The 25,076-nt window shown below is 34.6% G+C and carries 26 protein-coding genes, 2 tRNA genes, 1 rRNA gene, 1 other RNA gene and 1 other annotated feature; of the genes, 28 read left to right on the plus strand and 2 right to left on the minus strand.

Annotation, left to right across the window (positions count from 1 at the left end; all coding sequences use genetic code 11):
- The first annotated feature begins 190 nt into the window (after positions 1-190).
- From rrf to BMX10_RS16395, 9 genes are all read left to right on the plus strand, one after another.
- A 5S ribosomal RNA gene (gene rrf, locus BMX10_RS16355) occupies positions 191-307 on the plus strand.
- 127 nt (positions 308-434) lie between these two features.
- The gene (locus tag BMX10_RS16360) at positions 435-2,324 is read left to right on the plus strand and encodes a sigma 54-interacting transcriptional regulator (protein WP_090446663.1); all 1,890 of its coding nucleotides are present in this window, start codon (positions 435-437) and stop codon (positions 2,322-2,324) included.
- Positions 2,325-2,574: 250 nt separating this feature from the next.
- Positions 2,575-3,417, plus strand: coding sequence for a fumarate hydratase (locus BMX10_RS16365; RefSeq protein ID WP_090446665.1), 843 nt, complete (start codon positions 2,575-2,577; stop codon positions 3,415-3,417).
- Between the two features lie 20 nt (positions 3,418-3,437).
- Positions 3,438-3,983, plus strand: a complete 546-nt coding sequence (locus BMX10_RS16370; protein WP_170834867.1) for a FumA C-terminus/TtdB family hydratase beta subunit — start codon at positions 3,438-3,440, stop codon at positions 3,981-3,983.
- A 15-nt stretch (positions 3,984-3,998) separates the two neighbouring features.
- The gene (locus BMX10_RS16375) at positions 3,999-5,228 is read left to right on the plus strand and encodes a dicarboxylate/amino acid:cation symporter (protein WP_090446668.1); all 1,230 of its coding nucleotides are present in this window, start codon (positions 3,999-4,001) and stop codon (positions 5,226-5,228) included.
- A 192-nt stretch (positions 5,229-5,420) separates the two neighbouring features.
- Positions 5,421-5,942 (plus strand): transcription repressor NadR, encoded by a 522-nt coding sequence (locus tag BMX10_RS16380; protein ID WP_090446671.1) that lies wholly within the window; start codon positions 5,421-5,423, stop codon positions 5,940-5,942.
- Between the two features lie 95 nt (positions 5,943-6,037).
- Complete coding sequence (gene nadA, locus BMX10_RS16385) at positions 6,038-6,949, plus strand: quinolinate synthase NadA (protein WP_090446673.1); 912 nt, start codon at positions 6,038-6,040, stop codon at positions 6,947-6,949.
- A 361-nt stretch (positions 6,950-7,310) separates the two neighbouring features.
- Positions 7,311-8,360 (plus strand): PTS sugar transporter subunit IIC, encoded by a 1,050-nt coding sequence (locus tag BMX10_RS16390; protein ID WP_090446674.1) that lies wholly within the window; start codon positions 7,311-7,313, stop codon positions 8,358-8,360.
- Between the two features lie 136 nt (positions 8,361-8,496).
- The gene (locus BMX10_RS16395) at positions 8,497-11,271 is read left to right on the plus strand and encodes a UPF0182 family membrane protein (protein ID WP_244272756.1); all 2,775 of its coding nucleotides are present in this window, start codon (positions 8,497-8,499) and stop codon (positions 11,269-11,271) included.
- Between the two features lie 59 nt (positions 11,272-11,330).
- On the opposite strand, the gene BMX10_RS16400 is transcribed toward BMX10_RS16395, so the two are convergent.
- Positions 11,331-11,534 (minus strand): hypothetical protein, encoded by a 204-nt coding sequence (locus BMX10_RS16400; protein WP_090446678.1) that lies wholly within the window; start codon positions 11,532-11,534, stop codon positions 11,331-11,333.
- Positions 11,535-11,757: 223 nt separating this feature from the next.
- Positions 11,758-11,971, plus strand: a binding site (T-box leader).
- A 212-nt stretch (positions 11,972-12,183) separates the two neighbouring features.
- Here BMX10_RS16400 and serS point away from each other — a divergent pair.
- The 18 genes from serS (at position 12,184) to BMX10_RS18120 (ending at position 23,251) form a co-directional block, all read left to right on the plus strand.
- Positions 12,184-13,464, plus strand: coding sequence for a serine--tRNA ligase (gene serS / locus BMX10_RS16405; protein ID WP_090446680.1), 1,281 nt, complete (start codon positions 12,184-12,186; stop codon positions 13,462-13,464).
- Positions 13,465-13,674: 210 nt separating this feature from the next.
- Positions 13,675-13,751, plus strand: a tRNA-Arg gene (locus BMX10_RS16410).
- Between the two features lie 245 nt (positions 13,752-13,996).
- Complete coding sequence (tadA, locus tag BMX10_RS16415; RefSeq protein WP_244272757.1) at positions 13,997-14,464, plus strand: tRNA adenosine(34) deaminase TadA; 468 nt, start codon at positions 13,997-13,999, stop codon at positions 14,462-14,464.
- 4 nt (positions 14,465-14,468) lie between these two features.
- Positions 14,469-14,556, plus strand: a tRNA-Ser gene (locus tag BMX10_RS16420).
- Positions 14,557-14,576: 20 nt separating this feature from the next.
- An RNA gene (ffs, locus tag BMX10_RS16425) (signal recognition particle sRNA large type) lies at positions 14,577-14,841 on the plus strand.
- 204 nt (positions 14,842-15,045) lie between these two features.
- Positions 15,046-15,648: a sulfurtransferase-like selenium metabolism protein YedF gene (gene yedF / locus BMX10_RS16430; protein ID WP_090446682.1), complete on the plus strand. Its 603-nt coding sequence runs from the start codon at positions 15,046-15,048 to the stop codon at positions 15,646-15,648.
- Positions 15,649-15,661: 13 nt separating this feature from the next.
- Entirely contained in the window at positions 15,662-15,928 is a 267-nt protein-coding gene (locus BMX10_RS16435) for a putative Se/S carrier protein (protein ID WP_090446683.1), read from the plus strand.
- 12 nt (positions 15,929-15,940) lie between these two features.
- On the plus strand, positions 15,941-16,813 hold the full coding sequence (locus BMX10_RS16440) for a mechanosensitive ion channel family protein (RefSeq protein WP_090446684.1): 873 nt from the start codon (positions 15,941-15,943) through the stop codon (positions 16,811-16,813).
- A gap of 29 nt (positions 16,814-16,842) precedes the next feature.
- A complete protein-coding gene (locus BMX10_RS16445) occupies positions 16,843-17,034 on the plus strand; it encodes a DUF951 domain-containing protein (protein WP_170834868.1) in 192 nt (63 codons plus the stop codon).
- Positions 17,035-17,170: 136 nt separating this feature from the next.
- Positions 17,171-18,352 carry an aminotransferase-like domain-containing protein gene (locus BMX10_RS16450; protein WP_090446686.1) on the plus strand — a complete coding sequence of 394 codons (1,182 nt, stop codon included), beginning with the start codon at positions 17,171-17,173 and terminating at the stop codon, positions 18,350-18,352.
- A gap of 306 nt (positions 18,353-18,658) precedes the next feature.
- A complete protein-coding gene (gene rpsF / locus BMX10_RS16455) occupies positions 18,659-18,943 on the plus strand; it encodes a 30S ribosomal protein S6 (RefSeq protein ID WP_090446688.1) in 285 nt (94 codons plus the stop codon).
- A gap of 24 nt (positions 18,944-18,967) precedes the next feature.
- Positions 18,968-19,408 (plus strand): single-stranded DNA-binding protein, encoded by a 441-nt coding sequence (locus BMX10_RS16460; RefSeq protein WP_090446689.1) that lies wholly within the window; start codon positions 18,968-18,970, stop codon positions 19,406-19,408.
- An 18-nt stretch (positions 19,409-19,426) separates the two neighbouring features.
- Positions 19,427-19,660, plus strand: a complete 234-nt coding sequence (gene rpsR / locus BMX10_RS16465) for a 30S ribosomal protein S18 (protein WP_090446691.1) — start codon at positions 19,427-19,429, stop codon at positions 19,658-19,660.
- Between the two features lie 169 nt (positions 19,661-19,829).
- On the plus strand, positions 19,830-20,900 hold the full coding sequence (locus tag BMX10_RS16470; protein ID WP_090446693.1) for a YibE/F family protein: 1,071 nt from the start codon (positions 19,830-19,832) through the stop codon (positions 20,898-20,900).
- Between the two features lie 123 nt (positions 20,901-21,023).
- On the plus strand, positions 21,024-21,440 hold the full coding sequence (locus BMX10_RS16475) for a hypothetical protein (RefSeq protein WP_090446695.1): 417 nt from the start codon (positions 21,024-21,026) through the stop codon (positions 21,438-21,440).
- A gap of 177 nt (positions 21,441-21,617) precedes the next feature.
- The gene (locus BMX10_RS16480; protein ID WP_090446697.1) at positions 21,618-22,223 is read left to right on the plus strand and encodes a 50S ribosomal protein L25; all 606 of its coding nucleotides are present in this window, start codon (positions 21,618-21,620) and stop codon (positions 22,221-22,223) included.
- A 121-nt stretch (positions 22,224-22,344) separates the two neighbouring features.
- On the plus strand, positions 22,345-22,956 hold the full coding sequence (locus BMX10_RS16485) for a 50S ribosomal protein L25 (RefSeq protein WP_244272758.1): 612 nt from the start codon (positions 22,345-22,347) through the stop codon (positions 22,954-22,956).
- Between the two features lie 118 nt (positions 22,957-23,074).
- The gene (locus BMX10_RS18120) at positions 23,075-23,251 is read left to right on the plus strand and encodes a hypothetical protein (RefSeq protein ID WP_170834869.1); all 177 of its coding nucleotides are present in this window, start codon (positions 23,075-23,077) and stop codon (positions 23,249-23,251) included.
- 64 nt (positions 23,252-23,315) lie between these two features.
- Here the strand turns inward: BMX10_RS18120 and BMX10_RS16495 are convergent, their stop codons facing one another.
- Positions 23,316-23,966 carry a GNAT family N-acetyltransferase gene (locus tag BMX10_RS16495; protein WP_090446703.1) on the minus strand — a complete coding sequence of 217 codons (651 nt, stop codon included), beginning with the start codon at positions 23,964-23,966 and terminating at the stop codon, positions 23,316-23,318.
- A gap of 711 nt (positions 23,967-24,677) precedes the next feature.
- On the opposite strand from BMX10_RS16495, the gene BMX10_RS16500 reads away from it, so the two are divergent.
- On the plus strand, positions 24,678-24,884 hold the full coding sequence (locus tag BMX10_RS16500) for a hypothetical protein (protein WP_090446704.1): 207 nt from the start codon (positions 24,678-24,680) through the stop codon (positions 24,882-24,884).
- The last annotated feature ends 192 nt before the right edge of the window (positions 24,885-25,076 follow it).

Below are 25,076 nucleotides of genomic sequence, written 5' to 3' on the forward strand. Positions count from 1 at the left end.
TTGACCAAAAAAATTGTGATACTTTGCTTTAAAAAACTTAACATTGCTTAGTTTTGAGGGAACATATCTTAAATTCCATTGGAATTTAGGAATGAAAAATGAAGAATGGAAAATGAAAAGCATAAAAGCTTTAAAAAACAAAGGTTTTGACTTTGATTTTACATTTAACATTTATCATTGCCTTCAAATATGTCGTGACAATAGCGAAGGGGTCACACCTGTTCCCATCCCGAACACAGAAGTTAAGCCCTTCAGCGCTGATGGTACTTGGCGGGAAGCTGCCTGGGAGAGTAGGTCGTTGCGACATAGAAAAAACTTCTACAACAACATGTAGAAGTTTTTTTAGTTTTTGCATATCCTTGAAGAACTTCAACAGCACTGGTAAAATAGAGGTACTTATTTAAAACTTTCTTAGGAATCGGGGAGGATTTTTTATGGCGCTGATTGGTTATATTGCTCCGAATGAAAATATGGTAGGAATGGCACAAAAAGTTTTTCAGGAGAAGAAAGCAGAGGTAGAGATAGAGGTAGGTCATATTGAGCTAGGGGTAAAAAAAGCGGAGATTTTAATTAATAGAGGTGTGCAAATCATTATATCTAGAGGGGGAACAGCTTTAAACATTAGAAAACAACTAAATGTTCCTGTTGTAGAAATACCTATAACTGCAGAGGATATAGCGAGAGCCATTATAAAAGCAAGTAAAATAGGTAATAAAATTGTTATCATTGGTTTTTTTAACCTATTAAAAGGACTAGAAACCTTTAATCCATTATTAAATATTGAACTACAACAAATGTATGTTGAAACAGAAGAAGATACTTATGAAGCAGTTCTAAAGGCGAAGGAAGAAGGGGCAGAGGTCATTGTAGGAGGTTCTTTACAGCATAAGATTGCTAAAGAGCTTGAAATGAAATCTGTTTTTCTAGAAACAGGACCACAGGCGATAGAACATGCTTACCTTGAAGCAGAGGCATTACTAAATACTTTATTAAAAGAAAGACAAAGAGCTGAGGAAATACAAGCTATTTTCGATTATGCTAGGGATGGTTTTTTAGCAGTTAATGAAAAAGGCATAATCACCCTTATGAATGCCACTGCTGCTAAACTAATGAATTGTAAGATTGAGGATACCATAGGCAAACATTTAAAAGATAAATCTCCAAGTCTAATAAACTTAATGGAGGTAATGGAGCAGGGGAAAGAAGGTATCAATGACATTACCACCATCGGAGCTACTACGATTATTTATAATAGAATACCAATAATAGTGCATCAGGAAACGGTAGGAGCCGTTGCAATTTTTCAGGATATAAACATTTTACAGGAAGCAGAAACAAAAATACGTAAGTTTTATACTGCTGGACTTTATGCAAAGCATACCTTAAAACAGATTGATGGCTATAGCGTAAAAATAAGAAAAGCCAAAGAATTTGCAGAAAAATTTGCTAAAACAGATTCCACCATACTGCTAACCGGAGAATCTGGTACAGGAAAAGAGATTTTTTCTCAGAGCATTCATAATGCCAGCTATAGAAAAAAAGGACCTTTTGTAGCAGTAAATTGTGCTTCTCTGCCAGAAAGTTTATTAGAAAGTGAGTTGTTTGGTTATGTTGAAGGAGCTTTTACAGGAGCTAGAAAAACTGGAAAACCAGGTCTTTTTGAGTTGGCTCATAAAGGAACGATTTTTTTAGATGAAATTAGTGAGATCCCCCTTCCTTTACAAGGAAGACTCCTAAGAGTTTTGCAGGAAAAAAGCGTTATGAGATTAGGAGATGACAAATTTATACCAATAGATGTAAGGGTGGTGGCGGCCACCAATAGAGATTTAGTACACTATGTCAATGAAAGCAAATTTAGAGAGGATTTATTTTTTAGGATTAATATTTTAAGATTACACCTGCCACCATTGGTAGAAAGATTAGAGGATATAGAAATATTGGCCAACAAGTTTTTAGAAGAATATAATAGAGAGTTAGTTCTCTCAGAAGAAGCCCTACAGGTTTTATTAAAGCATACTTGGCCAGGAAATGTGCGAGAACTAAGAAATTTATTGGAAAGAATTTCCATTGTTACAACAAGTAAAATAATAGATCATAGACTAATAGAAGCTTTTTTAGAAGAGAATAAAAGACTTTTTAGAAAAGAATCCTATAGAAAGGAAACACCTAAAGACCAAATAGCCCTTCCTCAAGAAACAGCCACACCTTCCAAGGAAGAGATAGAAAAAGCATTAGAAGCTGTTGGTCACAACAAAACAAAAGCTGCAAAAATTTTAGGTGTTAGTAGAAGTACTCTTTGGAGATGGTTAAAAAACAATATGTAACAAAAATGTTTCATGAAACAAAACCATAAAACAAATGAAACACAAAACAAAACAAAAGCACAAAAGTTTTTTATATTAAGAAAAAAAAGAAAATTAAAAGAAACAAAAAATCATTAGAAGAAAGGTTGAAAATTAGCCTTTCTAAATTTTTTTGCTTTTTTATTTTTAAAAAGTAATGATCATCTTTTGATATTTGGTATAAAAATTGCTTTATATAAGAGGCGAGTCAATAAACGAAGGAGGCAATTATATGAGGATAATAAACACAGATGAAATCGTTTCTATTATAAAAGAATTATGCAAAAAGGCTTGCTATGAACTAGATAGTGATTTTATAGAAACATTAAAAACTTCTTTGAAGGAAGAAGAATCTAAACTAGGGAAAGAAATATTGGATGCACTAATTGAAAATGCAGAATATGCAAAAGAAAAACAAGTAGCCTGTTGTCAGGATACGGGCGTAACAGTAGTGCATATGGAAATTGGTCAAGAGGTAGCGTGGGAAGGAAGACCATTAAAGGAAGCTATCAATGAGGGTGTAAGACAAGGATATAAGGAAGGATATCTAAGAAAATCAGTTGTGAAGGATCCTATTATAAGAGAAAACACAGGGGATAATACACCTGCTATCATAAAAACAGAGATTGTCCCAGGAAATCAAGTAAAAATAACAGTAATGCCGAAAGGTGCTGGTAGTGAAAACATGAGTCGTCTTCAAATGCTAACACCAGCAGATGGTATAGAAGGTATTAAGAAATTTGTTTTGGAAACAATTGAGTTAGCAGGTGGTAAAGCCTGTCCTCCATTAATTGTTGGGGTTGGTATTGGTGGAACAATGGATTACGCAGCTTGGTTAGCAAAAAAAGCGCTACAAAGACCTGTAGGGGATGAAAGTCCGCAGGAGCACTTAAAGGCGTTAGAAAAGGATTTAAAGGTTGCTATAAACGATTTAGGAATAGGACCTCTAGGATTAGGTGGACTAGTAACTGCTTTAGACGTTCATATAGAAGCTTATCCTTGTCATATTGCTAGCTTACCAGTAGCTGTAAACATACAATGTCATGCCAGTAGACATGCTGCCATTACAATATAATGAATAGGAGGGAAATAACGATGAAGGTGCAGCTTCCATTGACAAAAGAGCTTGTAGAAAGCTTAAAAATAGGTGATGTGTTAGAATTAACAGGAAATATCTATACTGCCAGAGATGCAGCCCATAAAAGAATGGTAGAAGCTTTAGAAAAGGGAGAAAAGCTTCCAATAGATATAGAAAATGAAATCATTTTTTATGCTGGACCATGTCCTGCGGCTCCAGGCAGTGTTATTGGACCAGTAGGGCCTACCACTAGCGTTAGAATGGACCCTTATGTAGAGCCTCTAGTACAAAAAGGATTAATGGCAATGATAGGAAAAGGAGATCGCTCTGATTATATACCACCCTTAATGAAAAAACATAAAGCAGTATATTTATTAGGTATAGGGGGAGCTTCTGCTATCATAGCAAGACAAGTAAAGGAAGCAGAAGAAGTGGCTTATCAAGATTTAGGGACAGAATCCATCAAAAGATTATATGTAGAAGATTTTAAAGTAATTGTAGGGATTGATACAGAAGGAAGGATTCTTCATAAGGAAGGCATTGAAAAATACAAGAAAAAATAAAAGGAGGCTATTTTTATGAGTGTTTTATCATCTTGGAGGCGTCTTGGTTTACTAAATCAAATCGCTATTGGTTTTATTTTAGGTATTATTATTGGATTAATTTTTGGACCATCAGCAGCAATACTAAACACCTTAGGAACAATTCTAATTAGACTACTAACCATGGTAGTAGCACCGCTGGTTCTTTCTTTGTTGATTTGTGCAGCGGCAGAGATAGGGGACTACAAAAAATTAGGTCGAATTGGCGTCAAAACAGTGGGGATTTATATGTGTACTACAGCCGCTGCTATAGGAATTGGATTAGTAATGGCAAATCTATTCCAGGTAGGAATAGGTGTAAACCTTCAAACAGAGGCGGCAGCTGCAGCGCCAGAAATTCCTGGTATTCTTGATACTTTAGTTAATATTATTCCTCGAAATCCGTTCCAAGCTTTAACAGAAATGAATCTATTACAAATTATTTTCTTTGCTTTAATGTTTGGATTTGCTCTAACTAGAATAGGAGAAAAAGGGAAAATTGTTATTAGTTTTTTCCAAGGGTTTTCTGATACCATGAAGGAAATTACCGCTATTGTTTTAAAATTTACACCATATGGTGTAGTAGGCTTAATGGCAACAGTAGTAGGAAATCATGGATTAGCTATTTTAATACCTTTTGCAAAAGTAATTATTTCTCTATATATCGCTGTTGTTATTCACATTGTTGTAGTTCAAGCTATTGGTTTAAGTTGGATGGTAGGAAAAATAAGCCCTATACGATTTTTAAAGGCTATTAGAGAAGCAGCTTTATTTGTATTTGCTACCTGTAGTAGTGTTGCTGCTATACCTGTTACCTTAAAAAATGTTAAAAGCTTAGGTGTAAGTGAAAAGGTTGGAAACTTTGTAGTTCCTTTTGGCGCAGTTATCAATATGGATGGAACAGCTATCTATCAAGCTATCGCTGCAATCTTTGCTGCACAAATTTTTGGAATAGAGTTAACGATTGTTCAACAATTGATGATTATGCTGGCAGCAACATTAGCATCTATTGGAACTGCGGGTGTGCCAGGCTCAGGGCTAGTAATGCTAACCATCGTTCTAACAACAGTAGGACTACCATTAGAAGCAATTGGTTTATTGGCAGGAATCGACCGTATCCTAAACATGGGTCGAGTTGTTGCTAACATTACTGGAGATGCAGCCTGTGCTGTGGCAGTAGCTAGAACAGAAGGCGAAATAGATGACAGTATAGCACTAGAAGTATAAACACTATAAAGCAAAAAAAAACATGACAGCATAAACAAGAGTAATTGCTAAATCTTAAAAAATGTCAACATCCATCTTCAAAATAAAACCTAACACAAAAACTCCTAACTAAAATATTGTTGGGAGTTTTTGTTTCACGTGAAAAAGAAGTGTGTTAAAATAGTGATAGCATGAAAAAGAGAGGTGAAAAGAATGAACAGCAAGGAGAGAAGAGAAGCTATTCTCTTGAAATTAACAGAAGAAAACAAATCATTAAAGGGAACAGATCTAGCAAAAATTTTCAACGTATCTAGACAGGTGATTGTTCAAGATATAGCCCTGTTAAGAGCAGAGGGGAGAGATATTATAGCTACCCCTCAAGGATATGTAATAATAAAAAATGATAAAACAAAAAAATTAAAGACAATAGTTTCAAAGCATACTAGCTATGAAGAGATGAAGGAAGAGCTAGAGATAATGATAGATCATGGTGTTAGGGTGGTAGATGTAATTGTAGAACATCCCATCTATGGAGAAATAAAAGGGATTTTAGATATCGGCTACAAAAAAGAATTAGAGGAATTTTTAAAAAAGATAAGAGAAGAACAAGCAGAACCTCTTTCAACCTTGACAGATGGAATTCATATCCATACGATAGAAGTTACAGATGAAAAAAACTATGAAATAATGAAAGAAACCCTTACGGAAAAAGGTTACTTGATAAATGAAGAATAATGTGATATATTTTTTGTTATCGGGTGACAAGACACCTGTAAAAACACATGAATTTTGCAAGGTGATTTTTGATTTTAGAAAGGATAGATAAAATAATGACAGATCAAGAAATGATACAGGAAATAAATCGATTGAGAAAGGAGAAAAATGCTGTTATATTGACCCATAACTATCAAATACCAGAAATACAGGATATAGCTGATTTTGTAGGAGATTCTCTAGAGCTATGTCAAGCTGCTGTTAAAAGCAATGCAAAAACAGTAATTTTAAATGGAGTATCCACCTTGGCAGAAAGCATAAAAATTCTTGCCTGGGATAAAAAAGTGCTGATACCCGTAAGTGATGCAGTTTGTCCTATGGCAGATAGGTTAGACATAGAAAATCTAAGGAAATTTAAAAAGAAAAACCCAAGCATCCCTGTGGTTTCTTATATAAATTCACCAGTAGACATAAAAGCAGAAAGTGACATTTGTTGTACAACGGCAAATGCTTTAAGTGTTGTTGGCAGTCTCTCTTCAGATAAAATCCTCTTTATTTCTGACAAGAACTTAGGTGAGTACATTGCAAGGCAATTACCTGAAAAACAAATAAATATATGGCAGAACCTCTGCAATGCTCATTACCCTGTGAAGGAAAGAGAGGTAGAAGCCGGCAGAAAACAACATCCAGAGGCTCTATTATTGGTACATCCTAAATGTGGGTCTGAAGTTGTAAAAAAAGCTGATTTTGTGGGAGGTTCCTCAGAAATCATTAGCTATGTCAATGAAAACCAAAGTAAATCCTTTATTATAGGCACTGAGATGGGGGTTTTACACAGACTAAGGAAAAACAATCCAGATAAAAAGTTTCATTTATTATCCCCAGCATTAGTTTGTTTCAACATGAAGAAAACAACACTAAAAGATGTGTATTTTTCCCTATTAAAGGAGGAAAAAGAAATCCTTATTAGTAAAGAACTTAGTATTAAGGCATTGAAACCCCTAGACACAATGTTAAAAACAAGCTAAAGAGTAGATAATAATAAAAACCTTTTTAATAAAAGGCTCTGTTAAACACTAGTGTTGATTTTAGCATTCTATTAATTCTTGGGATTTGTCATCCTGAGGGAACCGAAGGATCTAAGACTCTTCGCTATGCTCAGAGTGACAATCACTCAGTATCTTGTCATGATTTCATTTATAATAATATCAACATCTGTCTTTAACATAGTCTAATAATAAAATACTGTTTTGAAGTAAGGGTACTAGGAAAGGTATCTACAGCTAGGGGTTTAGGGCTAAAAACCAAGACAAATAAGATGCTCCTAATCCAAAGTATAAAAACAAAATAATTATTATACAATTACAATAATAGAGAGAGGTCATAGAAATGAAAATTAATGGAGAAAAAACTTCTACAAGAGAGTATTTTACTAAGGCTTTAAACGGTATGGCTTTAGGGTTATTCTCATCGTTAATCATAGGGTTGATACTAAAACAAATAGGAGAACAAGCAAATATACCTGCCTTGATATCCTTTGGACAAATGGCTCAATTTTTAATGGGGCCAGCTATAGGGGCTGGAGTAGCCTTTGCTGTGGGCGCTCCTTCTTTAGGTATACTTGCCTCCATCGCTACAGGAGCCATTGGAGCAAACACCATATTTTTAACAGAGGCGGGAGCCTATGGAATAAAGACTGGAGAACCAGTGGGGGCTTTTGTAGCAGCTTTGATTGGAGCAGAGATAGCAAAGCTGGTGGCGGGTAAAACAAAAGTAGACATTGTTTTAGTTCCAGCCCTTACTATCATTGCAGGAGGTCTTGCAGGAAATCTTATTGGACCAGCAGTAGCTGCCATGATGAGGGGACTAGGAGAAATCATAAATAGTCTTACTGTAATTCATCCCATTCCTATGGGGATTTTGGTGGCTGCATTAATGGGGATGATTTTAACACTACCCATCAGTAGTGCTGCTTTGGCTATCTCCTTAGGGCTAGACGGCCTAGCTGCGGGAGCTGCAGTTGTGGGCTGTGCAACACAAATGATAGGCTTTGCAGTAGCCAGTTATAAGGAAAATGGATTTGGAGGGTTGATTGCCCAAGGACTAGGAACTAGTATGCTTCAGGTACCTAACATCATAAAGAATCCTCTTATATGGATTCCACCTACCTTAGCTAGTGCTATCCTAGGACCACTGGCCACGACACTATTCCAAATGGAAAACAATAGCATAGGAGCAGGGATGGGTACCAGTGGTTTAGTAGGACAGTTTGGAACCTTTGCCAAAATGGTTACAGAAAATGGCAACCCCGCCTCCACGGTACTGATAAGGGTAGTAATACTACATTTTATTCTTCCAGCTGTTGTCACCTTAGTGATTGCTGAATATATGAGAAAAAAAGGATGGATAAAATCAGGAGATATGAAACTAAGTCAATAGTTTGTCAAATAAACCTTCCCATAGTATAATAGATACAGCATATACTATAGGAAGGTTTTCATTTAATATTTATAAAAATCAAGCTACATAAGCAACCTACAAAAAAAGAGCTTATACAATAAGGAGTGTGATGATTTTGAAAAATAGCAAAAAGCTATTTATAGCTTTTGTTTTTATTGGTTTTTTTATCTTTCTTGGGTTTTTTAGACAAATAATAAGTTTCGTGGTAGATTATCAATGGTTTACTGAATTGGGTTATACAGAAGTTTTTTTAACAAAATTAAAAACCCAGTTTACACTAGGTATCCCCATTTTTATTGTTTCTACAGTGCTTTTTTATATTTACCTCATTATCTTAAAGAAAGATTACTACAAAAAAATACAGGTTTACGAAGTGGGTAAGCTGGAAAAGAGAATAAACAAAATTTTAATCCTACCGTCTATTTTTCTAGGATTCACTACAGCTACTTCAATAGCAGGAAAACTATGGTTCTATCTCTTGAATTATTTTCATGCAGAATCCTTTAACATAGTGGATCCTCTATTTAACAAAGATATTTCTTTTTATATTTTTAAACTACCAGTATTGCAGGAGCTGTTGGGAACATTAGTAGGATTGTTGGTGGCTCTAGCTATGGTAACCTTTATATTCTATATTGTTATGTTTTTTGTAAAGCAACCTACCCATTATGAATCTGAAGAAGAAATGAAATGGAACAAAAACCTTATAAAAAACATCACTAAATTAGGAATAAAACAATTAACCATGATTGGGTTTATGCTTTTCATTATTATGGCGGCAAATTTTTATCTTGGAGCCTATAACCTACTATACTCTACTACGGGAGCTGTCTATGGAGCTGGGTACACAGATATCCATGTAAGCTTATTACTATATAGACTTCAAATGGTAATTGCTTTATTTTCAGCAGCAGCTTTGATCTATGGCTACGCTAAAAAAGCTTGGAAAAAGGCCTTGTTGGTACCAGCTACGTTGATTCTGGTTACTATTTTAGGTAATGTTGTAGGCTTTGCCGTGGAAAGACTAGTGGTGGAACCCAATGTTATTGCAAAGGAAACACCTTATATAGAGAACAACATTAGCTTCACAAGAAAAGCTTATGGGCTGCAGAATGTAACCGTTAAGGATTTTGACGTACAAAACAACTTAACACTAGAGGATTTAGAGAACAATAAAGAAACAATCGCAAATATTCGAATCAATGATTATAGACCTACGATAGAATCCTATAATCAGCTTCAGGCTATAAGGCCCTATTATCGATTTGTAGATGTAGATATTGATAGATACACTATAAATGGCCAGTATACCCAAGTGTTCTTAGCCCCTAGAGAGCTAGACCTTAACAGATTAAGTGAAAATGCTAGAACCTGGATTAATCAACATCTAAAATATACTCATGGCTATGGAGTGGCCCTCTCACCAGTAAATGCTGTCACCAGTGAAGGTCAGCCAGAGCTTTTGATAAGAAATATTCCTCCAGTAAGCACTATTGATATCGACATAGAAAGACCAGAAATATATTTTGGAGAACTAACGGATGAGTATATTATTGTTAATACAAAGGAAAAAGAATTTGATTATCCACTGGGGGGAGATGTAAATGCGGAAACTATCTATGAAGGAACCGCTGGCACACCCTTAAGTGGTATAAATAAACTACTGTACACCCTACAGGAGAGAAACTTTAGAATGCTGATTTCAAATGCCCTCACTTCAGAGAGTAGAATTGTAAGGCACAGAAATGTGATGGAAAGAATCAACAAAATAGCACCATTTATTTATTATGATGAGGACCCTTATATCGTTATTCATGAAGGCAGGCTTTTCTGGATCATTGATGGGTACACTATTACCAGCAACTATCCCTACGCTACTCCTTACATGGGAGGTAGGAACAACTATATTAGAAACTCTGTAAAGGTTGTTGTGGATGCATACAATGGAGATGTAGATTATTATATCTCTGATCAAGAAGATCCAGTTATCAACACCTATAACAATATATTTCCTACGCTATTTAAAGACTTAGAGGAAATGCCAGAGGGATTAAGAAATCATATTCGTTATCCACAGGTGCTATTTGATATCCAGGCTGAGGTATATGAGCTATACCACATCACCAATCCTTCTATCTTTTATACAGAAGAAGATGTTTGGAAAATAGCCCAAGAAAGATATTTCCAAAACCAACAAGAGATAGAATCTCAGTATATGATTATGAAGCTGCCGGGAGAGGAAAAGGAAGAATTTGTTCTTTCGGTACCTTATACACCCAATCGACTACCTAATATGATTGCCCTGTTGATGGCCAGGAGTGACGGAGACAACTATGGAGAGTTAGTTTTATATCAGCTGCCAAAGGATAGAAACATCTATGGACCAATGCAGATTGAAAATAGAATCGACGGAGATTCTACTATATCACAAAACTTGACCCTTTGGGGTGAAGGAGGTTCTTCCGTGATTCGAGGAAATCTTCTAGTGATTCCAATAGAAGAGTCCTTGCTGTATGTGGAACCTTTGTATATCCGGGCAGCCTCACAGGATAGCTTACCAGAGGTAAAAATGGTAATCGTTGCTTATAGAGACCAGATTATTATGGAAGAGACCCTAGACCTAGCTTTGGAAAGGATTTTTGGCAGAAAGACCCCAGCTCCAGCTGAACCAAGGGAAGACACTGAAGAAGGAGAAGCGGGAGAGGAAAGACCACAAATCCCAGCAGAGGAAATTATACAGGATATAGAAAGTCTTATTCAAAGAGCTAATCAAGCTTTTGAAAATGCCAACAGATCTTCACAGGAAGGAAACTGGGCAGAGTATGGAAGATATATCAACGAATTAGAAGAAGCATTGAGACAACTGGAGAATGAAACAAGAAATCAATAAGTTAAAAGGCCACCCTTTGAGAAAAGTAAAGGGTGGCCTTTTATAAAAAAGAGCTGGTATTAAAATCTAGTTCTTAGCTGTTTTAGTTCTTCTAAAGACATATTGTCCATCCGTTGTGCTTTTTTAGAAAACTCCTGACGGGTGATGATATTTTTTTCAATTAAAACCTCTATCAATGTGGCGATAGCTAAGGTATTTCGATAGTCAATATTTTTCATATCGCTTATTTGTCCTATTAAATCCACTTCATTAATTCTTTCCATAGGTATACCCCCTTACCAAAGTTAAACATATTATTAGGAAGGCAAAGAAAAATTACATCCCTGTTATAGGTAAATTATTGCCATTTGGTGAAATATTATAACCTATAGAATGCATAGTGAAAAAAAAGCAAGAGATTATACATAAAACTCCATAAAAGATACATAATAACAAAAACCCATTGAAAACCCATGAAAACTATGGTAAACTTATGTAAAAATATAATAAAAGGTTAGGAAGAGAACAAGTAAACAGGTAGCTTTTTAAGAGAGTCGGTGGCAGGTGAGAACCGATAAAGCAAACTGTTGAATCCATCTTGGAGCCATGTGCTGAAAAACAGTAGGTACCATCGGTTTGCAACCGTTATTATGCATTGAGGGGGTTAGTATAGACTAACCAACTAGGGTGGCAACGCGGAATAAATGCTTCCGTCCCTTTACTGGGATGGAGGCTTTTTTGATGTCTAGGAAATTATGGTTTCCGATTTACTAGACATGGGGAGTGCAGAGGGGATTCCCCTCTGTCGCATTCAGGAGGGTGCTCAGACGACTTTGTCGTCGTCGAAGGGAACCTAGGGTTCCCTAGCGAAAACAAATTGACGAAGTCAAGTTTGTTCATGGAATACTTTATTTTTATGAAGGAGGAAAAAATATGTTAGATATTAAAAAAATTAGAGCAGATTTGGATAACATAAAAGCAGCTATGAATCGAAGAGGAGAAAAAGGATTTGACTTAGATCAAGTAGTTGAATTAGATGAAAAAAGAAGAGAAGTTTTACAACAGGTTGAGCAAATGAAAAACCAACAAAAAACAGTATCAAAGGAAATACCGAAGCTAAAAAAGGAAGGCAAAGATACAGCAGAAATTATGAAGGAAATGAAGGAGCTAGCAAATACCATTAAAGAATTGGATAATGAAGTAAAGGAGATAGAAGAAAAAATGAACTATCTTCTTTTAAGAATTCCTAATGTTCCTCACCCAGATGTACCGCAGGGAGAGACGGATGATGATAATGTAGAAGTAAGAAAATGGGGAGAAACAAGAAAATTTGACTTTGAAATAAAGGCCCATTGGGATATAGGAACAGATTTAGGCATCCTGGATTTTGAGAGTGCTTCAAAGATTACTGGCTCTAGATTTACACTATATAAAGGTTTAGGGGCAAGACTTGAGAGAGCTTTGATCAACTTTATGCTGGACTTACATATAGAGGAGCATGGCTATACAGAAGTAATGCCTCCCTTTATGGTAAATAGAGACAGCTTAACGGGAACAGGTCAACTGCCAAAGTTTGAAGAAGATGTTTTTAAAATACCACAAAAAGATTACTTTTTGATCCCTACTGCAGAGGTGCCAGTAACCAATATTCATAGGGATGAAATTTTAAACGAAGAAGTGCTGCCGGTTTATTATGCATCCTATACCCCTTGCTTTCGTTCTGAAGCAGGAGCAGCTGGAAGAGATACAAGAGGGTTGATTCGACAGCATCAGTTTAATAAAGTAGAGTTAGTAAAATTTACCACACCGGAAGAGTCCTACAAAGAATTAGAAAAACTAACCAGCGATGCAGAAAAAGTATTACAATTACTAGGATTGCCCTATAGAGTAGTAAAAATCTGTACCGGGGATTTAGGCTTCACTGCTACCTTTAAATATGATATTGAGGTTTGGATGCCTAGCTACAATCGATATGTAGAAATATCCTCCTGCAGTAACTTTGAAGATTTTCAAGCCAGAAGAGCAAACATTCGATATAGAACAAAAGAAACAAAAAAAGTAGAGTATGTTCACACCTTAAACGGATCAGGTTTGGCAGTAGGAAGAGCTCTAGCAGCTATCTTAGAAAACCTTCAGCAACAGGATGGAACAGTTGTGATACCAGAAGTACTAAGAAAATATATGGGAAACAAGGAAAAAATAACAAAAAAGTAGGATTAGAAATCTATCGAATACAGATGATAGTAAAATAAAGGAAAGAATACAGTGTCACAAGAAATGAAAAGAAGCAAAAAGAAGCTTGCAAAAGAGGTTGAGAAGGGGGGATCAGCTCTCCCTTCAGCCTTGCTTTTTTTAAATATTTATGTTAAAGTATTCATTGTAAAAAAACTAGAAGCTAACATTTTGATAGAATGAACTTGATATGTTTCCGTAGCTCAGCAGGATAGAGCAACTGCCTCCTAAGCAGTAGGCCGTGGGTTCGACTCCCGCCGGGAACACCATTTTTACAAATTGAAAAGTCTTGCAAAGATAGTTTGCAGGACTTTAAGCTTTCAAGAAAAAAAGAGATAGAAAGCAACAAAGAAATTCTATAATCTATTGGAAAAATATATGCCTTGACATAAGCATATAATTTATCTATAATATAATTCTGTAAAGCAACGGCATAGCAACAAAAAAAGCTTTAAACAGCAGGAAAAAAGCTACAATGCTTTTAGTTTAACAGATAGGTTGGAGGTAAAAGCAGGTGGATACCTACTATATGCAACTAGCCCTTGAAGAAGCAAAAAAAGCCTATAAAAAAGGGGAAGTACCTATCGGTGCCATTGTGGTACGAAAAGATGAAGTTGTTGCTACAGGTCATAATTTGAGAGAAAGTCTAAAGGATGCAACCGCTCATGCGGAAATCATTTCCATACAGAAAGCCTGTAAAAAGGCCGGTGGCTGGAGATTGACAGAGAGTGTTCTTTATGTTACAATAGAACCCTGTCCTATGTGTGCAGGAGCTATTTTACAGAGTAGAATAGATAGAGTTGTGATTGGAGCAATGGACCCTAAAGCAGGAGCATGTGGTTCAGTGATAAATCTTTTTAATCAAGGACATTTCAATCATAAAGTGGAAATAACAACAGGTGTATTGGAGGAAGAATGCTCCAGCATCATGAAAGCTTTTTTTAAAACCTTAAGAGATAGCAAACGAAATAACAATAAATGACAATGGAGAGGTGACCGAGTGGCTAAGGAGCACGCCTGGAAAGCGTGTAAGGCTGAAAGGCCCCGCGGGTTCAAGTCCCGCTCTCTCCGCCATTAAAAAGTTTTTAAGTTTGCTGTGCTAGACGGGAAGGTAGCGGTGTCCTGTAACCTGCAATCCGCTATAGCAGGGTTGAAGTCCTCTTAGAGGCATATTCATTGTAGGGCTGGCTTAAGTAAGTGGTGATGAGAGTTGGGTCCTACGCAATGAGAAGTCATGAACTCCGCCAGGTCCGGAAGGAAGCAACGGTAAGTGATCCCTTTCATGTGCCGTAGGGCGGCCTAATTTGAGCTAACTGCTTAGGTAACGCCTATGATGGTATGTCGAAGAGAGGTGCACAGCTTAAATATAGATATACAAGAACATGAGAAAACCTCTCGTGTTTTTTTATTTATATCATTACATATTTCAATCATTCATATAAAACAAATAGAAAAATTCTATAGCAGGTTGGGCACAATAGATTGAAGATAAATTTATCAATTGGTATACTTAAAGCAGGCAACCACAAGAATAAGTAAAAATTTATATATGGAGGAATGAAAATGTATAAAGAAGTAGATGCTAGGGGATTAAACTGTCCACTGCCAGTTATTCATACAAAAAAGGCATTAGAGGCCATTAATACTGGAAAAGTAACCACCATTGTTGACAACGAAGTTGCAAAGGAAAATATATCAAAGCTAGCAAAAAGCATGGAGTGTAAAATAGACATTCAAAAAAATCAAGGGGCTTATTATATCGATATATTTAAAGATCATAGCATAGAAAAAGCACCGGCAATAGACCTAGAATGTGATTCTTTGCCTAAAAAGGATTTAGTTATTTTGATCTCAAAAGACAGGTTTGGAGAAGGTTCTGAAGAACTAGGAAAGGTTTTGATGAAGGGATATATCTACACACTAACAGAAGTAACACCTTTTCCAAAAGCAATACTATTTTTAAATAGTGGTGTCAACTTAGTGGTGGAAGGATCGGAAGTAATAGAGCATTTAAGAAACCTTGAAGCAAATGGTGTAGAAATAATATCCTGTGGCACCTGCCTAGACTATTTTAAAGTAAAAAACAAGCTAGTGGTAGGAGGCATTGGTAATATGTATACCATTGTGGAAAAGCTCAACAATGCAAAAAACACCATCAAGCTTTAATGGGGAGGACATTATGAGAGTTCAAGACATATACGTGATAGTATTTGAATCAACACATTATGCAATAGCTGCAGAAAAAATGTTAAAGGAAAAAAACTATCAATTTGATACAATACCTACACCAAGAGAGATTACCGCCAGCTGTGGGCTGTCTATTAGGTTTAACGAGGAATCATTAGGGTATATCAAAAAAGATATAGAAGAAAGCAATATAAAGATCAAGGGGATCTATGAAATTAAAAGGACAACCAATGAAAAGACAGTAAAACAAATAAATTAAGGAGATATTAAAATGGGAACTTTTATGAATCGCATAGAAACGTCGTTACAAGAAACAATGGAATTTTTAAGAAATCCTGAACAACTGACAAAAATACTAGGCCTAATTATTAACATTATACTTATTTTGTTTATAGCCAAAATCAGCATAAAAATCATCCACTCTGTAAGCAATAGATTTTTTCAATCTCAAAAAAGCTTAAAACTAAAAGTGGATCCTGCTCGAATGGAAACCATGAATGGGTTGATTAAAAGCATTGTAAAATATCTCATTTATTTTATTGCTTTTACCTCCATCATTAAATCCTTTGGAGTAGAGGTGGGAGCTTTGATTGCCACAGCAGGAATAGGAGGATTAGCCTTCGGTTTTGGAGCACAAAACCTTGTTCGAGACGTAATTACTGGATTTTTTATATTATTTGAAGATCAATTCGCCGTAGGAGATTATGTAGAAATAGATGGTGTCGGCGGTATCATAGAAGAGATGGCTCTGAGGGTAACAAAAATAAGAGATTTTAATGGGGACCTACATATCCTGCCAAACGGAGAAATAAAAAAGGTAACCAACAAAAGTACAGGAAAAATGAGGGCATGGGTCAATATGTCTATTGCTTATGAAGAAGATATAGACAAGGCTATCCAGGTGTTGACAGAGGTTAGTGAAAAATTAAAGGAAGAAAACAACAATATTCTGGAGGGACCAATTGTATTAGGAGTAACAGACTTAGGGGATTCTGATGTAGTTATCTCTGTTATAGCTAAAACTGAACCAATGGAGCAATGGGCAACAGAAAGATTAATGAGAAAATCCTTTAAACAAGCATTTGACAAAGAAGGAATAGAGATTCCTTATCCAAGAAGGGTTGTTATTAACAAAGACGCTTAACAACAAAAGAAAAGGTAGGTGTGTAGCTTATGCCAATGGATTTAAAGGTGGGGGATATAGTAGAGTTAAAAAAACAGCACCCCTGTGGCAATAAAACCTTTTTGATTTTGCGAACAGGAGCAGACTTTAGGATAAAATGTATAGCCTGCGAAAGGCAGCTATGGATAGAAAGAGCCAACCTAGAGAAAAGAATAAAAAAAGTTACCAGCAAAAAAGATTAAAAAATTTTTAAACCACTTACAAAAAAATAAGAAAAAAAGCGTTGGTTTGCCTCCAAAAATGTTATAATATACTTTGATGAGTTTATTAATTTTATCCTTATTCATAGTAAAAAAATAACAATTGGAGGTGCTTTTTATGACCATAAAATTTGCGAAAAGGATGGACAATCTAAAGGCTTCAGAAATAAGAGAATTATTAAAGCTTACAGAGAAGCCGGAGATAATCTCTTTTGCTGGAGGATTACCAGCCCCAGAATTATTTCCTGTAGAAGAAATGAAGAGGGTAGCTGAGGAAGTGCTAGAAGAGAGTGGTATGCAGGCGCTGCAATATAGCCCTACAGAAGGGTACACACCGTTAAGAGAAAAGATAGCCAAAAGGATGGAGACAATAGGAATAAAAGCAGTTGCCGAGGACATTTTAATCACAAGCGGCTCTCAACAGGGACTAGATTTTACTGGAAAAATCTTTTTAGATGAAGGAGATCTTGTGGTTTGTGAAAGCCCTAGCTATCTAGGTGCTATTAATGCTTTTAAAGGCTATTTGCCGGAATTTGTTGAGGTTACAACAGACGATGAAGGAATGGACATGGAAGAATTGGAAAAGGTTCTTTCTACAAAGAAAAAGGTAAAGTTTATTTATGTTATTCCAGACTTTCAAAATCCTACAGGGAAAACATGGTCAGTGGAGCGAAGAAAAAAATTAATAGAATTGGCCAATAAATATGATGTTCCTGTGATAGAGGATAATCCATATGGAGAATTAAGGTTTGAAGGAACAAGACCACCAGCAGTAAAATCCTTTGATACAGAGGGAAGAGTTGTTTTTCTAGGGACTTTTTCAAAAACCTTCTGTCCAGGTCTAAGGGTTGGTTGGACTTTAGCAGAAAAAGATTTATTAGAAAAATATATTTTTGTAAAACAAGGGGCAGATCTTCAAACCAATACTATGGCCCAAAGAGAGATCAATAAATTTTTAGATATCTATGATTTAGACCAGCATATTGAAAAAATAAAAGACGTTTATAGAAAGCGTAGAAACATTATGATGGAAGGGATTAAGCTGCATTTCCCACAAAATCTAAAATATACCTATCCTGAAGGCGGCTTATTTACATGGGTAGAGCTTCCAGCGGAGGTAGATGCAAGAAAAGTCTTAGAAAAAGCCATAGAAGTAAATGTTGCCTTTGTACCAGGCGGCTCCTTTTTCCCTAATGGAGGAAATGAAAACACCTTAAGATTGAATTATTCCAATATGAGTGAAGAAAAAATACAAATAGGAATAGAAAGATTGGGACGTGTACTTAAAGAAATGCTATAGTGAAAAAAAGTGAAGAAAAAAAGCAAAAAAAATCGCGAGTGGTATAAATACCACTCGCTTATTTTGTAAGGGGGAGATTGGGATGAATAAAATGTTGTATTGTGGGGGCTATCTAGTTATAGGATAACCCATAATAATAGAAACTATACAAGAAAATAAAAAAAGTTTCTTATTGAATAGAATTCCCTATAGATAGAAAAAATATTTGCAAAACATTAACGATAGTGATATAATGTTTAGACGTGAGAAAATCATTTCTCTGCCCTGTAAGAACAGGGCCGCTCAAGTCCAGAGGGAGGTGAAATTATGAATAAATATGAATTGCTTTGTGTTTTTGCACCAGACACAGAGGAAGAGAAAAGAAATCAGCTTTTAGACAAGTTCAAAGGAATTATTGAAACTGATGGGGAAGTTGAAAATGTTGATGAATGGGGATTAAGAAAATTAGCCTATGAAATCGATAAAATCAAAGAAGGATACTATGTATTAGTACACTTCACAACAAACCCAGATAATCCTAAAGAGTTAGACAGAAATCTAAAAATCGCTGATGAAGTAATTCGTCATATGATTACTAGAATTGAAGAATAATTATAAAAAACAGGTGGTGTTTTTATGAATATTGTTGCTTTAATTGGACGTCTTGCAAGAGACCCTGAATTGCGTTTTACTGCAAGCGGAAAAGCCGTAGCCACCTTTAGTATTGCAGTAAATAAACCTTTTTCCAAAACAAATGAAGCAGACTTTTTTAACATCGTTGTATGGGAAAAATCTGCTGAAAACTGTGCAAACTACTTATCTAAAGGAAGTTTAGTAGGGGTAGAAGGAAGATTACAGTCTAGATCCTATGAAACCCAAGCAGGTGATAAAAGATATGTTACAGAAATCGTAGCAAATCGAGTAGAGTTTTTGGAATGGGGCAACAAAGAAAACAAAACAAATAACAATAGTAACAATAACAAATCAGCAGATAAAACGGACGACTTTGGAAATGCTGATATTGACTTAGATGATTTTCAAGCTATAGATGATGATGAAGATGGCGTTCCATTCTAAAAAGAAGGAGGGAGTAGAATGGTAAATAATAGAAGAAAGCGTAGAACAAAGAAAAAAGTTTGTGCTTTTTGTGCAGATAAAAATAATCGAATTGATTATAAAGAAATACAAAAACTAAAAAAATATATTACCGAAAGAGGTAAAATATTACCTAGAAGAATTTCAGGAAACTGTTCCATTCATCAAAGAGATTTAACAATAGCAATTAAAAGAGCTAGACATATGGCTTTACTACCATATACAGTAGACTAGATAAAAATAACAAGGAAGTAGTGATTTAAGCTGCTTCCTTATTTTTATTTTTTGACAAATAAATGCTCTTTTTCTTCTTTCAATAATAAATTTCTCAGGACAATAATATATATATTTTATGAGCCTTTGAGAGAAATAATTATTATGGTTTCAACTAGGGGGATAAAGAATGTTAGCTAAAAAAGCAACTATAGTAATAATATTTTTACTTTTATTCAGTTGTTCTGTCTTTGCAAGTAATGAAGGGGGAGAGTACGACTATCAAAGAGTCAGGGCTGTTGTTGTAGAGGAAAATACTATACAAGAAGAAATTCAGGTTCAGATTGTTAAAGCAAAACTTTTAGACGGGCCCTTTCAAGAAGGCATTGTTCAATTTAGGCATCCACTGATAGAAGGCTCTAGATATAATATTCAGCTGGAAAAAAACATGAAGGTATTTCTAAGTATACAAATAGAAAATAATCAACTGGTGGCAGTAAGTTTTAATGACGTTGTTAGGGATTTTTATTTAAAAATACTCTTTGGTCTATTTGTTATTCTTTTGGTGATTTTTGGAGGCTTTAAAGGAATACGCTCTTTTATCGCTCTAGTAATCACTGCCCTATGTATCGTTTACATATTTATCCCCCTAATAATAGGAGGACATGATTTTATTATAGCTACCTTTCTTGCGAGTTCTATCATAGTGATTACTAGCTTTGTTCTTATAAGTGGATTCACAAGAAAAAGCCTAAGCGCAATTTTGGGAACCATTGGAGGAACCGTAACCTCAGCTGTATTAGCAATATATTTCGGTAACAAAACATACCTTACTGGTATTTCTGATGAAATGCTGGAAATTCTTGTTGCTTACTCAACCTATAATATAGACTACAGAGGGCTTTTATACAGTGGTATTATTATTGGTGCCCTAGGGGCAGTAATGGACGTCAGTATGACCATAACCTCTGTTATCTATGAGATAAAAAGCAAGACACCTAGAATTCCAATAAGATCTTTATTTTTTTCCGGTCTTTCTGTAGGCCGAGACATTATGGCAACCATGACCAATACATTAATTCTCGCCTATGTTGGTACATCTCTACCGCTTTTGTTAATCTTTATTTTTAGCAATATGAGCCTTAATGATATTGTTAATTCCCAGTATATCGCTTCAGAAATTATAAGATCATTATGCGGCAGTATTGGGTTGATTATGACAATACCCATTACCTCCGTGATTGCAGCAATAAATAGTTAGAAAATAGCAGGAACTCAGAGAGAAAAATAGAATATTTTTATTATAGATTGGAATAATACAGAAAAAATTTTACAAATATTATTGATAAAGGGGAAGGACGGAAAATACAAAGGAGATGAAGCTATGAGTTATGTATTGGTAGGAGATAAGATGATAGATAGTGAAGAGATTTTAAAAGAGATAATCAATGAATTCCAATTTAAAGCAGTAAAGGATATAACAAAAGGATCTAAAAGAGAGGATGTATTAGTCTATCAAATAATACAAGAGGCTGAAGGACTAAAGGAACAATTAGACCTACCAGCAACAGGAGAAACCCTAACAGAAGAAGAAATAATAGAAGAGCTACTGGCACTAGCAGATGAAAACATTGTTTTTATTGAAGACCTAATTCCAGAGGGGTTTATCTCCTATGGTTATTCTTATTATTATGATGAAGGATTGGGAGAAGTAAAATCAGTATTTGTAGCTATTGATGAAGGTGTGGGTGAAAAGAAACTGAAGGATGTAACCAATAGGGTGTTAAAATCCCTTGATTAATAAGAGAATGAAAAAAATCTTCCTTGAGAAGATTTTTTGCTGTTTTTCAAGCAATAGAGAGAAAAACAAAGAAAATAATTAAAAAAAACACAGGAATTATTTGAAATTTTCCAAATTTTTTGTTTTAATAGTAATAAGACCAAAAATATCACTTCATTTGAAAGGGGAGAATATTATATGGCTACACCAATGCTAAAAGGTGATTTAAGAAATGCAACTGGAAAAAATAAAATGAGTAAACAAAGAAGAGAAGGAACAGTTCCTGGGGTAGTATATTCTAAAGGAAAGGATACACAATCCATCTATTTAAAGGCAAAGGAAATAGAAAAGCTTTTATCTAGATACGGAACCAGCTCAAAGATAGGACTAGACTTAGACGGAAAAAAGACATTCGCTATTATAAAAGAAGTTCAAAAAAACATGGTAAAGAATACTTTGCTGCATGTAGACTTACAAACCTTAGATGAAAACGAAAAGATAAGACTAACAGTACCAATTTATCTGATGAACAAAGAAAAGGTAGAGTCCTCCAGCGAGATATTGCAGGTACAGTTAAATGAAGTAGAGATTCAAACGTATCCTAGATATCTTCCAGAAAAAGTAGAGGTAGATGCAAGTAAACTAAAAGAACAAGACAACTTGACATTAGAAGACTTAAACATTGCTTCAGATGAAAATATTGAGATTTTAGACGATATCAACAGCGTAGTAGCAACAATAGTTCACGCTTCTAAGCAAGAGGAAGAGGAAGAAGAAGAAAGTGAAGAGTTATTAGAAATCTAAAATAATATTAATATGAAAGAGTGATCCAATAATACATTGGGTCACTCTTCTGTTTTTTGAATAAAATGCATGGTTTTGGAAATAATGGATTTAAGAAAATAACCAAGAGGAGGGCTTTATTTTGATAAGTTCTATTGAAAGCAACATAAGAAGTGATGTTGGGGGAAATGTCAATCATCGATTAAGAGATGCTGGTTATATTCCAGCAGTAATTTATGGAAAAAAAATCAACACATTACCTATACAGGTGAACAAAACTGATCTAGATTCTTTATTAAGACAAGGGGAAGATAAATCTTTAATAGAATTAAATATAGGGGGTGAAACCTACACCACCTATATTAAAGAAATACAAAGAAATCCAGTAACAAAGCAAATTATCCACTTAGATTTTCAACAGGTAAAAGCCGATGAAAAGATTCATGTATCCATACCAGTAATACTTAGAGGAAAGGCTTTTGTAGAAAAAAGTGGCGTTGTGGTGCAGCAACAGTTAAAAGAATTAGAAATTGAGTGCTCAGCTGGAAACATTCCAAAAAAGATTGAATTTGATATTACACATTTTAAACCGGGAGACATACTAAAAATAGCAGACATGGAATTTGGAGAAGAATTAAGTGTAGTAGATGAACTTCAATCAGTAGTAGCATCGATTGCAACAATAAAGAATACAATAGATGATGAAGGAGAAGTTCCCTTAGAAGAAAAAATAGAACCAAATGATCGACACTAAAAAATAAAAGTGGTAAAATTTTTTAATGTATAAATGAATAAAAGAAGGAATTTAATAAAACAAATCGAAAAGTATAATGAGTATAGAAACAAAAACATCATTAGGAGAAGTGGTTAATTTGAATAAAAATAGAATTATCTATATAGATGAATATATGAAAACTGCTAAGGCTGGAAAGACAAGAAAGATAGGTGGTCATAAAAAAAAACCTAAGCCCTTAGAAGAAGAAGAGAGACAAAAAACCTTTAACTTATTTATGAAGGTACTGGCTACAATGCAGAAAGAGTCCTATTAATTAAAAAAATTCTTCTTAAATCAATAGCATTTAAGAAGAATTTTATTCTTTTTTTGAAGCCATCTTATACAGATTTATAATAAATTAAATCTGTGTAAACAGTGTCTTTGTAAGCTTCATAATATCGAGTTCCTGCTAAAATATAATTTTGTTTTTCTCTAAAGGATAAAGAAGCAAAATTAGGGACTGGATTAATAATGGTTTCAGCAAATATATTGTGAATCCCTTTAGATAAAATATCAGAGATTAGACTTTTATACAGGCGGCTACCAATCCCACGACCAGTGAGAGGTGCATAAATAGCTGTTTTATCAATGACAACAAAGTTATCAAGTCTTTTCATATCAAAGCTAGGATGCCAATTAACTTCTTTTATCCAATTTGGATCGTGTTCTAGCCAAAGATCCTTTGTATAAGCCATTAAAAAGCCAACTACCTTATTATTAATGGTTTCTGCAATATAAAAATGTTCTAGCTTTAATATGTTCTCCAATATTTTTTTTTGAAAATATTTCGGGTCCGAAGAATAATCATCCATTAAAAACCCTTGAGTAGAATCTTTTTTGCTCTTACCTACAGTATAAGCCACATTATAAATTCCTTGTACGTCTTTTGGCTGAGCCTTTCTAACCTTTAATTGACTTTTAAAAACTTTACTGTCCACTAACAAAAGATCATTTTCTACTACATTCAGCTCCATTTTTAGATTTTCCAAAGTAGCAACCTCCTTTTTGCATTTTTGCATTATAGAATATATAAAAAAGATAGTCCATCATAAACGAATAGAAATAACATTAAAAACCAAAAAGTTACAAAATTTTCCAAATAACAACCGATAAATTACCCCTTAGTCAAATACAGAATCGATTCATGTAGAATAAAACAGAAACTATAAAACGAAAAGTTTTAATAGCAGGATAAATATACGTAGTAAAGAATACGTAGAAACAGTTTAAAAATAAGTAGAGTCTTGATTAAAAGTATTTGGTTGAGTAAAAATAATGAATAGGATAAAATCCAATGATTGCAAAGGGTTGATTCCAGGAAGTGGAAGCAACAAGAGCCACACAAAGCATAAACATTCATAGAAGTGAATAATTATACATTTTTCCATGCTTATTTTAAGAAGAGATACTTCACTTATTTATATTATAGTAAAAAAATGTTAATAAGTCAACAAAATACTATAAAAAAACTGAAAATTTAATTAATTATAATTATAAAAAACATGCCATTTCAAGGCATTAGACCTGTTTAAGGAGCGAAAAAAAACCAATAAAATTTTGTAGAGATAAAATAAGGACAACCCTAGAGGCATAGGTGATAAAAAAGAAAATCTAAAATTAAGTATTCATGAATAAAGTTAAAAAAATTGGTGAATCTATTTATATGTTTAAACCATATATAAACAGAAAGGGTTGATGCTATGTACGGGGATTTTGACTCACCTGTTATTAAAAACTTCAAAAACTTGTATGATGAAGGCTATAGATGCATATTATATGAAGTAGATAAGAGGGACAATCTTTTTACAGTACATCTAAAAAACTTTCAAAACGAAGATACTAGGATGTTTAAATGTAATCCCGATGAAGGAGCAGTGCTGCAAAACTATATTGATCGACTTTCTTAGAAACAAAATTTAAATATATATAAAGGTAAGAAAATTATTACCATAAAAAACCACAGGGATTTTGCTAAAAAATCTTTGACAAAGAAAAGTAAATTTGGTATAGTAGTAAAAGTCGCCGCTGAGGAAGGGGCGCAGGGTAAGAAGAAAAAGCCAGCAAAGAAAACACTTTAAAAGGCAGGAAAAAAGAGAAGT

Source organism: Natronincola peptidivorans (assembly GCF_900111615.1).
In the GTDB taxonomy this organism is placed as follows: Bacteria; Bacillota; Clostridia; order Peptostreptococcales; family Natronincolaceae; genus Natronincola_A; species Natronincola_A peptidivorans.